Annotated in this window: 7 protein-coding genes; 3 read left to right on the top strand and 4 right to left on the bottom strand. The window is 55.1% G+C overall.

The annotated features are described in order from the left end of the window. A partial coding sequence (locus GV827_RS22380; protein ID WP_164356412.1) for a tandem-95 repeat protein occupies positions 1-3,006 on the bottom strand: 3,006 nt, incomplete at its 3' end. Positions 3,007-3,201: 195 nt separating this feature from the next. Here GV827_RS22380 and GV827_RS22375 point away from each other — a divergent pair. Further along, a complete protein-coding gene (locus tag GV827_RS22375; RefSeq protein ID WP_164356410.1) occupies positions 3,202-5,430 on the top strand; it encodes a CHASE2 domain-containing protein in 2,229 nt (742 codons plus the stop codon). On the opposite strand, the gene GV827_RS22370 is transcribed toward GV827_RS22375, so the two are convergent. From GV827_RS22370 to GV827_RS22360, 3 genes are read right to left on the bottom strand one after another with little or no spacing between them, the layout of a single operon-like run. Continuing rightward, the gene (locus tag GV827_RS22370; protein WP_164356408.1) at positions 5,431-6,753 is read right to left on the bottom strand and encodes an HlyD family type I secretion periplasmic adaptor subunit; all 1,323 of its coding nucleotides are present in this window, start codon (positions 6,751-6,753) and stop codon (positions 5,431-5,433) included. A 3-nt stretch (positions 6,754-6,756) separates the two neighbouring features. Further along, positions 6,757-8,949 (bottom strand): type I secretion system permease/ATPase, encoded by a 2,193-nt coding sequence (locus GV827_RS22365; RefSeq protein ID WP_204326050.1) that lies wholly within the window; start codon positions 8,947-8,949, stop codon positions 6,757-6,759. Then, positions 8,946-10,388, bottom strand: coding sequence for a TolC family protein (locus GV827_RS22360; protein ID WP_235930679.1), 1,443 nt, complete (start codon positions 10,386-10,388; stop codon positions 8,946-8,948). The genes GV827_RS22365 and GV827_RS22360 overlap by 4 nt, the downstream gene beginning before the upstream one ends. A gap of 336 nt (positions 10,389-10,724) precedes the next feature. Here GV827_RS22360 and GV827_RS22355 point away from each other — a divergent pair, with 336 nt between their 5' ends. Continuing rightward, entirely contained in the window at positions 10,725-11,441 is a 717-nt protein-coding gene (locus GV827_RS22355) for an MFS transporter (RefSeq protein WP_204326049.1), read from the top strand. Positions 11,442-11,525: 84 nt separating this feature from the next. Further along, positions 11,526-12,383 carry a hypothetical protein gene (locus tag GV827_RS22350; protein WP_164356400.1) on the top strand — a complete coding sequence of 286 codons (858 nt, stop codon included), beginning with the start codon at positions 11,526-11,528 and terminating at the stop codon, positions 12,381-12,383. Positions 12,384-12,614 lie beyond the last annotated feature (231 nt).

Here is a 12,614-nt window from a genome sequence, read left to right as displayed (position 1 = left end):
CGCGCCATTGGTGCCCGTGATCACATTGGCCGTGACAGCGTTGCCCTCCGTGGTCGTCAGCGTGTCATCCGTGATGTCGACCACCGAGGCCACGGTGACGTTGATCACCTGGGTCTCGGTATTGCCATCATCGTCGGTGACAGTGACCGTGAAGCTGTCGGAGCCGTTGTAATCCGCATTCGGGCTATAGCTCCAGGCGCCGGTCCCCGCATCGATGCTGGCGGTGCCATTGGTGCCGTTAGTGCTCACCGTGAAGTTCGGGGTGGTCATGCCGTCGACCTCATCGGTGACGGTTAGCGTCCCGGTGATCTCAGCGTCATCCTCGTTGCCAGTGCCATTGGTGTCGCCGCCAAAGGTCGCCGCGTCGTTGACCTGGCCGACATTCACCGTCACGGTCGCAGTGTCGGTGCCACCGTTGCCATCATCCACCGTGTAGGTGAAGCTGTCGGTCCCAGTGTAATCAGCGTCTGGCGTGTAGGTGACTGTGCCGTCGTTGTTATTCTCCACAGTCCCGTTCGAGGCCTCACCGACGTCCGCAACAGTCAGATCATCGCCGTCGAGATCGCTGTCGTTGCCCAGGACGTCGATGATTACAGCTACGTCCTCGTTGGTGTTCGCCGTGTCATCCGAGGCTTCCGGGTCATCGTTGAGAGCACCAACGGTGACATTGACCGTCGCGGTGCCGGTGCCACCGTTGCCATCGTCCACCATGTAGGTGAAGCTGTCGCGCCCAGTAAAGTCAGGGTCTGGCGTGTAGGTGACTGTGCCGTCGTTGTTATTCTCCACAGTTCCGTTCGAGGCCTCACCGACGTCCGCAACGGTCAGCTCATCGCCGTCGGGATCACTATCGTTGCCCAGAACGTTGATGATTACAGCTACGTCCTCGTCGGTGCGCGTTGCGTCATCTGAGGCTTCCGGATCGTCGTTGACAAGAACTACGTCAACATTGACCGTCGCGGTGCCGGTGCCACCGTTGCCATCGTCGACTGCTAGGCTGATTTCAGGCAGCGTATCACCGCCGCCATTCACATAATCTGCGCCATCCTGGGTCAGGCGGACGGAGTTAGTGACCAGGTCAAGTTCATAGTAGCCGTCGGAGTTGGATCCCGTCGTGAAGGTTACGGTCAGATCGTCTACTTCCTCGTCCGCGGTGACAAACGTTGCTGCGACAGTGCCTTGCCCAACTGTGTCTTCTGTAAGGGCATTGGCAGTTAGGACAATAGTGGGTGCCGTGTTTGAGCCCGTAATGGAAATGGTAATCGATTGCTCAGCCGTCGCGCCATATTCGTCTGTAACAGTGGCGGTAAATACTTCGACAGCCGTTTCACCATCCCTGAGAGGCACATCAGCATTGTCAGGGATGAGATACGTCCAGGCACCTGTAATCGGATCGATGGACATGTTGCCAATGGCGGTTAAGTTGCTGCCGTTTGATGTAATTGTCCAGGTCGCGCCGATATCGCCCTCGTCAACGTCGCTATAGAAAAGCCTACCAGAGACACTGTTATATGCTTCTTCTTCGGCAACGAGCTTTCTCGGAGCAAGCGATCCCTGAAACTGAGACAATTCTGTCGATATAACGGGTGCATCGTTCACCGGATCTACTATCACGGTGACCTGCGCGGTCTGCTCTGCTCCCGTTTCGTCAATGCCAGAAACTTCGAAGGAATCTTGGCCTTCAAAGTTGGAGTTAGGGGTATACGTGAAAGTGCCATCGGAAGCCAAAACAACCAGGCCATTTTCGGCCCCTCGCGAGAGTGACACCTCGACTACGTTTCCACCCGAGCCCCTGAACGGGAGCTGGCTAGTTAGAGGCGTATCCTCTGTCGACTGAAAGAAGAGCGACGCTTCCTCAACGTCCTCTTTCCCATTTTCTTGCTGAATTGATGGTCTATTACTGCCATCAAGCTCTGGATTCCCCCGCCCAGGACCACCGGGCCCCCCGCCTTCTCCTGTTTCATCAAGTGGTGGCGGTTGGAGACCCGGCCCATCTTTGAGATCGTTTTCTTCTTCCTGTAGGTCTTGAGAACCAACTTGTGAACCTTCCGGAAGTTCGACGAAGGTTTCACCGTTCTGAATCCGCGTAAGAGCCAGCTGGAATGCTGCGGCGGCTTGAGATAATAGATCTGCATCATCTGCAAAGTCTGCCGCATCGCGCGCTATTTCAATCGGGGGCTCATTCGTGAAGGGTGGTCGGATAATCCATTTACTGTCCGTTGCAGCGATATTCGATATCAAATTGCCTTCAAGATCGAAGAGCTGAATAAGGCCGAGACCACCGTCAGGATCGGGATTGAGCGAAACACTTACTGTCGCAATCCCATCCAACGTCTGAATGTCGATTTTACCTGTCGTGCCACGTATGCCCATTGTTGCGGCTGGTGTATTGATCTCAATACCGCCCGTTCTGGCCGTCTGACCGGCAATAAAGACAAAACTGCCCTGAACTAAATTGAAAACACCTGAGTTATCTGAGCCTTGTGGGTCGTAGATAAGCTCATCCAGAACCATCCGGGATGCCGCAGCAAGGGAAAAGATTGTTCCATCGGCGAATGTCAACCCTAAGGTGCTGCCATCCTGTGTCTGAACAACATCCCCCGCAAATACCTTTGTCCCTACTTCCAGCTCTTCTGTTTGACCGTCCGTGCGCTGCACGAATGCAACGCCTTCGAGCAACTCGACCTGTCCAATTGCATCCTCGAGGTCGATGCCCCCGGCTTGAGCGTATTGTGCAGGAAACGGTGGGCCAGCCAATCGCAGTACAATGTGCCCCTTCAGAACGGCACCGTCATGGGACAAAAGGTCAGCAGGTATCGGATCAAGGAAATAGTCGGAAAGGCGGAGCCCATTGCCATCGGCAGATCTGACCAAAAGATCACTACCGTCGCGAATAAAGTCTGCGCGAAATAACGCAAACTCTTCTGGAAAAATGAACTCTCCCTTCGCATTTGACGAGAGGTTATTGTCAGAATGCAGCGCAGAAAATTCGGCGTCTTGGATAATCACGGAGGATCCCTCATGCCATAAAAATTATCATTTAGATATAACATCCTGTTGCAAGACTCCCTAGGGAATTTGTCAAGATTCCCGCTGAGATAGAATGTTTATTGCCCTTACCCGTATTTCGTTACTGCCCATGCCGCGGTTGTTGCCAGCGGATACCATTCGGCTCTAAGCTTGATCTGAAAAAAGCAGATGTGAATGAAACTCTTTCTCCGGATCGTTCGAAGGTTTGACTGGGCCCGCGCGCTTGCGACGGGGCTGCTCGCGTTGCTGCTTTTGGTGCGTGTCGTGGACCATGAGTTGATCCAGACGTTTCGATATAACGCTTTCGACTTCTATCAGCAGGTGAAACCTCGATCACCGGAGCCGTTCCCCGTAACCATTATTGACGTGGACGATCAGAGTTTAGAGGAGTTAGGGCAATGGCCATGGCCGCGAACAACCCTTGCCGATCTCGTGGATAAGGCTACTGCCGCAGGGGCAGTCGCGTTGGCTTTCGATGTGATCTTTGCGGATCCAGACAGGCTGTCACCGGAAAATATAGCATTAGACAACAAGGGTTTACCCGAGGAAATTAAGAAAGCTTTGCGGGCAATGCCCAGCAACGACAGCATTCTTGCGGACGCGATCGGGCGGTCACGCGTCATTGTAGGGGAAACCAGCATCAGGCGATCGGTGGCCTCAGGGCAAGACGACGTGCAGGGTCCCAAAGTTGAATACGCATTCCTTGGCCCGAACCCAGAGCCATTCATGATGAAGTTTCCCGATCTCGTCCAGAACATGCCGACACTAGATGCAAAGGCAGCTGGACGCGGTATTTTCACGGTTCGTCCGGACAGTGATGGGGTCTATCGTCGTGTACCGCTTGTCATGCTGGTAGACGGTCAGGTCAGGATGGGGTTGTCGGTCGAGTTGTTGCGTATCGCAACCGGGGGAGGTGCATTTGCCATCAAATCAAATGATGCGGGTGTAGACGGCGTCATCGTCGCGCGACAACTAATCTCGACCGATAGTGACGGAACAGTATGGCCCTATTTTGCTCATTCATCGCGCGACCGATTCGTTTCGGCAAGCGACTTGGTACTTGATCGGCTGCCTCCAAATCGCCTGCGCGGTCACCTTGTCTTTGTCGGAACGTCTGCGATCGGTCTCGAGGATTTCCGGGCAACACCACTTGGTACGCCAATGCCCGGGGTGGAAATTCATGCGCAGGTACTCGAAAATATACTCGGCAAGACCATGCTTGTTCGCCCCAACTACTCAATTGCCGTGGAATTATTGACAATCGTTTTGCTGGGCCTCGTCATCATTGTGCTTGTACCGAAAATGGGCGCTGCCTTTGTGCTCATGCTGACCGGCACTTTGATCAGCGGATACGTCTTGTTTTCTTATGTGGCGTTCCAGAACGAACGAATCCTGCTTGATCCGACTTACCCTGCTTTTTCGGCGATAATTCTAGCGATCTTCATGTCGACCATGAATTACCTTAGGGAAGAACGTGAAAGACAGCGAATACGCAGCGCCTTTGGTCAATACGTCTCCCCGGACCTTGTCACCCAACTTTCGGACAATCCTGAACGCCTAATATTGGGCGGTGAGCGTCGCCCGCTTTCGATTCTTTTCTCCGATGTACGGGGCTTCACCACCATATCGGAGAGTTTCAGGGACGATCCGGCTGGATTGACACAGCTCATGAACCGATTTCTTACGGTCCTTTCCGACGGCATCCTGTCTTTCGGTGGAACGATTGACAAGTTCATGGGGGATGCTGTCATGGCTTTTTGGAATGCTCCCTTGGATGAACCTGACCACGCTCGTCTGTCATGTCGCGCGGCGCTGAAAATGCTTTCGGATGTGAATGAGTTGAATGAATTCCGGAAGGTTAATAGACGGAATCCGGACAAAAAATTCCATCAGATTGACGTCGGGATTGGGATAAATACTGGTGACTGTATCGTAGGAAATATGGGCTCTGACACTCGGTTTGATTACACCGCATTGGGGGACGCGGTCAACTTGGCTTCGAGGCTTGAGGGGCAGTCAAAGACCTACGGAGTTGGCATCATTCTTGGGCCAGAGACTGCCAACCACGTCAAGGACGATTTTGCCGTGCTGGAGCTCGATCTAATTCGTGTGAAAGGCAAGACGGAACCCGCACAGGTTTTTGGCCTGTTCGGAGATGAGACACTTCGGGCGGCTCCAGAATTCCAGCGCTTGGAGACTTTGAATAATGAAATGCTGGACGCCTACAGAGGACAAAGATGGTCAGACGCCCAAGGCCATCTGAAAGCAATGCAAGAAGTGCTTGGCGGTTTGCCGTTTGATCTTCAAACCTACATCGAGATGTACAGTGACAGAGTGCAGGGCTTCAAAGAAAACCCGCCGGGCCAAAGCTGGGACGGCGTTTTCGTTGCCGCCAGCAAATGATCAGCGCTCCCGCAACGCCTCGGCGCTTGCCCTTAACACGGGTTTGCCGAGATAACTCAATACCGTTTTTCGGCCCGTCTGAATGTCTACTGTTGCAACCATACCCGGTATGATTTGCAGTGGCTCCTCGTCTGACCCCAAATATGCCTTGTCCGTTTCGACCACGATGCGAAAAAACTGGTCTCCCTGAGCGTTCTCTATCGTGTCGGCACCGATACGTGTCACCTTGCCGGACAGGGAGCCGTAGACGAGGTAATCATAGGCGGTGATCTTAACGCTGGCCTGCTCGCCCGGACGAATGAAGGCAACGTCCTGAGGCCGTATGTCGACCTCTACCAACAATCGGTCATCGGCGGGTACGACTTCAGCAAGGGGGGCACCCGGCTGAACAACCGCACCGATTGTCGAGACGTTCACCGTATTCACGATGCCCTTCGTTGGTGACCGCACAGTCGTTCTAGTCACTCTGTCTTTGGCAGCGCGCAGACCTTCTTGCACAACGGCCAACTCGACTTGAAGTCGCGCAAGCCGCTCGCGGGCAGAAGAGACATAAGAAGCCCGAGCTGCCTGAATCTGTGTTTCTGCTTCAAGAATACCGGCCTTGATCCTGGGTTCGGATGCGTTCGCGATGATCAAGTCGCCTGTCGACTCCGCACGCTGAGATTTTAGACGCAGCAGCTCAATTCTGGGTACAGCACCTCGCAAGACCAGTTCTTCGGTCAATTGGATTTCTTCGTCCAGCGGCGCCAGACGTATCGAGATTTTCTCTCTCAGGCCTTCCAATTCAGCCAATTCGGCCCGTCTTTGCGCCAGCCTGTTCGCAAGGACAGAAAGCTCCTGATCCAGCTGCGTCCGCCTTGAGAAAAACACTTCTGCCTCAGCAGTCGTTGCCAGCGTGTTTCGGCTTTCAAGCCCGTCGGGGAAGGAAAGTTCCTGAGCAAGTCCCGCCTCGGCTTCAAGTCGTGCTTTCTCTGCCAGAAGGGCGGATTCCTTTTCCAGCAGTTCGCCAAGCTGTGAGGAAAACCCGGTATCGTCCAAATGCATAAGGACTTGCCCTGCGTTGACCATGTCACCCTCACGGATGTCGATAGATCGAACAATGCCTCCCTCAAGCGACTGAACAACCTGAATTTGCGAAGACGGGATTACGCGGCCGGGCCCTCGTGTCACTTCCTCGATCTCATAGAAATAAGCCCAGACGAAAAAGCCGCCGATTCCGACCAGAAGCACAACCAGCAATCGCCAATGACTGTTGCTTTTGTCTCTGAGCGCGGCGCTGGATATGTCGTTGATGAAATCGCTGTCCTGACCCGTTTGGAACATAGCCTACTCCGCAGCCTTCGCGTTCGAAAGCTCTCGTAGCTTTTGCGCAACTTCGGCCCGCGGACCATCCAGAACAACCTGGCCTTTCTCCATGACAACAACCCTGTTTGCGATTTCTGCAAGGGACTGGCGATGCGTGCAAAGGACAAGCCCCATGCCTTCGCGCGCCAATTCGGCCAGCCGCGTGGTAATCGTACTTTCCATCTGCCGGTCCATCGCACTTGTCGGTTCATCCAAAAATGCGACCTTCGGGTTCCTGAGAACCATGCGGGCAATGGCAAGCCCCTGTCGTTGCCCGCCCGAAAGACGGTTTCCCTTCTCACCTATGAACTGCTGAAGACCGGCCGGGTTTTCCGCGATAAATACATCCATCGCGGCATAGTAAAGGGCGCGGCGTATTTCTTCTTCTGTCGCATGGGGTCGGCCGATCATCAGGTTTTCCCGGATTGTGCCAGTGAAAAGCTCTGTTTCCTGCGTGAGGAAAGCAACCCCGTCACGCAGTTCTGCCGGATCGTATTGAGCGATCTCCTTGCCATCGACAAGAATGATGCCGGTATCGGGGGACAAAAGCCCATTGCACATCTTGCCCAACGTGCTTTTGCCTGAACCAACACGCCCCAGAAGGGCGACTGTCTCGCCCGGTTCGAAGCGCAGTTTAATGTTTTGCAGGGCAGGCACCGGTGAGTCTGGGTAGCTGAAACTCACGTCTTTGAATTCAAGTGCGCCTTTCTTGACCTGTAGCCCGGTCTCCAGCTCTTGCGGGCTTTCGATGGGTAGTTTCATAAAGTTTGACAGCGACCGCATGGCCTTGATCGCGTGTTGAGCACGGAAAAGAGTTTGGGCGATGTTGCCCAGCGGTGCGAGAACCCGACCCGCAAGGATGTTGGCCGCGATCAGGGCGCCAATGGTTATACGCCCATCAGCAACCAGAAAGACCCCCCAGACAATGATACCAACACTCACAGCCTGTTGTGTCAGCATCGTGGTGGAAACAGCAAAGTTCGACCAGAACCGCGTGCGACCATTGATGCGCGCCGACTGTGAAATCGCTTTTTCCCATTCGCGTTGCATGACGGGTTCGGCGTTCATGCTTTTTACGGTTTCTATCCCGAGAAGCGACTCAACAAGAACGACATGTCTTTTGACTGCCAGTTGTTGGGAACTGTCTACCGTTCTTCCAATCGGGTACTGCGCGAACAGGGCCATTACGAGGACGACAGGCACGGCGATCATCGGGACATAGGCGAGTGGGCCGACGATAACGAAGAGAACCGCGATAAACACCCCGATAAATAGCAGGTCGATGAGAGACACGAAGGTGGATGATGCGAAGAATTCACGCACCATCTCGAAGTCTCTGACCGTATTTATAATTCCGGCAGCGCCGCCCGGTCTGGCCAGAAGTTTTACGTTCATGGCTTGCCGGAAAATTTCTGCTGCCGCCTTCACATCGACGCGGCGACCGATCGTCTCGAGCATTCCGTTTCGCAACATGCGCAAGAACAAGTCGAGCATCAATGCAATCAAAACGCCAAACGCGAGGGTCCACAGGGTCACGTAGGCCAGATTTGGAATGACCCGGTCATAGACGTTCATGACAAAAAGGGGCAACGCGAGACTAAGCACATTGATCACGAAAACTGCGACAATGATCTGCGCCCAGAGTGTCCAGTTGGCCAAGAAGGGAGACCAGAACCAATGGCGCTGTGGCACCGCTTTTGCGCGCGCTTCGGGTGAGAGCAGGCTTTGAGTGCGTAACGCATTCGCGGTTACGAATAGAACCTTGCCATCCGTTCGTTTGCGCAGCATCGACATGCTGACTTCTTCGATAAGAAGGCCTTCCGAAACATCAAGTATTTCTGCTGTTTTTCGGTTTCTGCTGTAGCTTTGCAAGATTAGCGGCTTGCCGGTCTTGCGCTCAAATACCACGCATGGAAGGACGATGGGATCAAGGCGCCGCAGATCGCGGGTGGCCAGTTTGGTCCGCAGGCCAACGGTGCTCAGCGCCCGAGCCAACAGGGTTTTGTCGTTTGGGGCGGGATCAGCGGGAAGCCGGGCCAATACGGCGGCTTCGGAAAATGGCTGGTCAAGTGCCTCCGCGAACCAGGCTATCACGCGTAATGCAGGATGATTTTCCGACGCCCTACCAGAGGCAAGATTTGCCTCGGTCTTTAATTGCGCCGCGTCTTTCGTCATTTCAGTGGATCAACGACCGTATTGAAAACTGCCGAGCGAGGTGACTGCCGGGCACGCTCCTCATAGTTTACTTCGAACACAGCGTTGGTTTCTGCCAGTCCAAAGTGCGCTGTCAGCTGACTGCGTGTCGCGAGAAGCTGGTACTTGCTGAAGGTAAGTGCTGCATCAGAGCTTATTTTTTGAAACCGCGCGTTAAACGCCGCACGTTCTGCTTCCAGGACATCAATCAGCGATCTTTTTGCAGCGGTAAGCTCGTCCCGGTACTGTCGCACGATCATGATGTTGGCGCGAAGCTGCTTTCCAAGCACTCCGCTGCGCTCGGCATTCTTGGCGTATGCATTCCAGGTTCTGGCAGCCAATTCACGCACCTCGTCGGCCGCGACACGGCGGTCCAGCTCGGCTTTCCTGATCCGTTCTTGCAACCCTGCTGATTGAGCCGGGCGACGACCGTTATATAAAGTCCAATTCATGCGAACCCCGACAAAGGCGTCCGACCTGTTACCAAGGTTCCCGTCTCGGTTCTTGCCGTATGTCAGCCCGGCGTTCAGGGTCACACGCGGTTTTCGATCGGCTTCCTTGATCCCCGCGTCAAACTGCGCCTCTCTTGCAAGCTTGTCCGCGATCCGTACCCTGAAGCTACGTCGCACTGCTTCGTTCTGCAGCGCCCTGAGGTTCTTTGGAACGTTCTTCACACCGGGCACGTTCATCGCGCCCGAGGGAGACCGCCCGACGACACGCTCATACCTCGCAATGGCATTTGCCAATGACTGATCGATCCCGAGTTTTGCATCCCTTGCTGCGGCGATCCGGTCATCCACCAGAAATCCATCGCTCGAGGGGATCCGTCCAAGTTGCACCAAGTCCCGGATCTGTAACGCGATTTCCTCATGCCGGCCAATGTTCTCAGACGCCAGCCTCGACAGTTCTCGCAGACGAATGACATCAATGTATGCTTCTACGGCATTCAGCGCCAAGGTTTCGGTTGCATCAAGCTGCCTCAAGATGCTTGCATCCAAACGCGTGGCGTTCCGGTAGACAAGATTTTCCCGGCGGTATCCGTCAAAGAGTGTGTACTCAACGCCAATCCCGATCTGGGCCGTTTCTTTGAACGTATTGTTCTCGGCTGCGGAGAGCGTTGACGGATTATCCACGATCTGTCCGCCGACTTCCCCAAATAGAAAGACCTCGGGTTGATATTCCCCCCGCAACTCCAGCATTTCGAACAGTGTTGCGCGCACATCGGCATTGGCCGCCTGTTGGGCAGGATTATTGGTAACTGCGTTGCGGACAGCACTTTGAAGGGTTTCAGCGGACGTTGATACTGGTGAAAAAGTGACCAATAAGCCCAAAAGAACTAGAAAAATTGTTTGACGAAAAAGTCCAATAATCACGTTTTCTATCCCGAAAAAAGAAAGGTTTAACGAATCCTTGAGATACATCTTCAATTGAGGTCGGCTGACACGAGCTTGTGAACAGCTTGTAGGAAACTCTCAGAATTTCAAAGGAAATCTCGGAATTCTCCCGAGATAAGGCTTCACAGGCCGAATTCTTCGCGTAAAACGAATGCTGTGGGTCGCGATCTCTATATATGCGAGAACTTTGAACAGTGGGACGCTAGTTTTTGCGGCAAAGGGCATTGTCAGACAAACTGGTTTTGAGGCGGGCAGTGCACTTGCGACCGTGCACGTCTGATCAGAAGCTCACCCTTCTGTCCGTCTTCAGAGGTTTTGGGCTTAAGAGCGGCCTGATTTAAGAGAGTATCTGGCCCATCTGGTTTGATTGATTATTCGGCGGATTTGCGGACTGCCTGGATCGCGCTGACGATCCTCACCGGGGCGGCCCTTCTGCTCTTCGCCTCCGTCTACAAGGTACCGCCCGGCGCGGTACCCGGTAACGCGCGGATCAGCTTCTCCGCTCTCCCCTGGACGCCACTGGCATTCGCCGCAGTTCTCTGGGGCCTCTACAATTGCGCATTCTCGATGATCTTCAGCTTCGGCAGCCTTGTTCTCGCCGAGCGCGGCTTGCCGGTAATCGCGGCCAGTTCCGCGATCAGCTTCTACATCATTGCGGGCGCGATCTCGATCCCGGTCGGAGGATGGCTGGCGGATCGGACCGGACAGCCTGATCGGATCATCCTTATAAGCTTGGTTGGTTGCATGCTCGTATTTCCGGCAGTTCTTTATCTGCCAAACAGCTTCTTGCTCGCGGCACTTGTGCTGGGCGGCCTGCTGGCCGGGCTGGCACCCGGGCCCGTGGTCTCCATGCCCGGCCTTATCCTTGCGCCCGAGATGCGCGCCTTCGGGACCGGCGTGTTCTACTCGATCTACTATGTGCTGATGATGATCGCTCCGGCTTTGGCGGGCGCCCTTGCCGATTACGTCGGCAATGTTAGCGTCGCCTTTTTTCTGGGTGCTGGCATGATGCTGCTCGCGATCTTTGCGCATTGGGCGTTTCGGCAAACAGCCTCTCCGCCACAACTCGGGGGATCATGATCCGGCCATCGCGACAGCAGAAGACAACGCCCTGTGGCGCACAGGCCTGGCTCGCGCGATGACAGCCTGCGGGGAAAGGCTATGATGGACCGCGGTTTCGCCGAGACCGGGAATGGCAGGATCCTGGCCGGGATGGCCCGAAACTGCCGCATGATCTTTTTCACCGGGCTGCCAGCGTCCGGCAAATCGTTCTTTCTCCGCGCGCTGATCTCGATGGCAGGGACCGCCGGGCGCCGCGTCCATCTGATGCGCTGGGATGCGGGCCTGGCCTCGTTTCAGACCGATGAAATCCTGGCACGTTACCCGGATGTCGCAGACGGAAGCCATCCGATCGTCCGAATGGCCGCCGGATTATGGGGACGGAAGGCCGTCGCGCGCTGGCGGGACATGCATCCGGATCACGCGGAGCTTCTTGTCGGGGAGGTCCCCATCGTCGGAAACAGGTTTTCCGAATTGGTGAAAGTGCTTCCCGACGCGGTCGAGGCAGCCTTGGCATCGCAAAAGACGGCCTTTGTTTATCCTGTGCCGACCAGTGAAATGCGTGCAAAGCTGGAAGCCCTTCGGAGAGAGACCTTCGCGAACCCAAGGCACCCGGACGAGGCCAAGGATGCGCCTCCCGCCACCATGGAGCTGGCCTGGAGGCTGACCTGCGCGAAGTCCATCGAACTCGGGCTGGTCCAAGCGGCGGAAGGCGAAACGACGCCCGCATATGACGCGGCATTGTACCGCCGGTTCTTCGACCGTCTGCTCCGACACCGGAACGCTCGGGCGCTGGACGTGGACATGTTCTATGCAAGCAGCGGATCCGCCCACAATATTCAGGGGGGCGTTTCGGAAATCTTCGCGACGCCCGGAGAAGTCGAGGAAGCGATAGCAGCGATCGAAGCTGTCATGGACCCAGACGCCGCCGCCCGAGCAGTCGAAAACTGGTATCGAATGTGATCTGCCCGCGGTGGCCGCTTCGTCCGCATCTGAGACATCAAACGCAACCGCAGCGAATGACATGGTGTGTTTGCGGCGGTCGCTCTCCGGAGGCTAACGAGATTCTATAGTATCGGCCTCACAAAACCAGCCGTAAAGGAGAACGACCATGACCCATTATGTAGGTCTCGACGTGTCCGTCAAATCCGTATCGATCTGCGTGGTTGATGCCGCGGGATCGGTACTCGCCCG

Origin of the sequence: Sulfitobacter sediminilitoris, from assembly GCF_010667575.1 — a bacterium.
In the GTDB taxonomy this organism is placed as follows: domain Bacteria; phylum Pseudomonadota; class Alphaproteobacteria; order Rhodobacterales; family Rhodobacteraceae; genus Sulfitobacter; species Sulfitobacter sediminilitoris.
The sequence above is the reverse complement of the archived record's forward strand: the minus strand, read 5'-3'. Positions and strand labels throughout refer to the sequence as shown.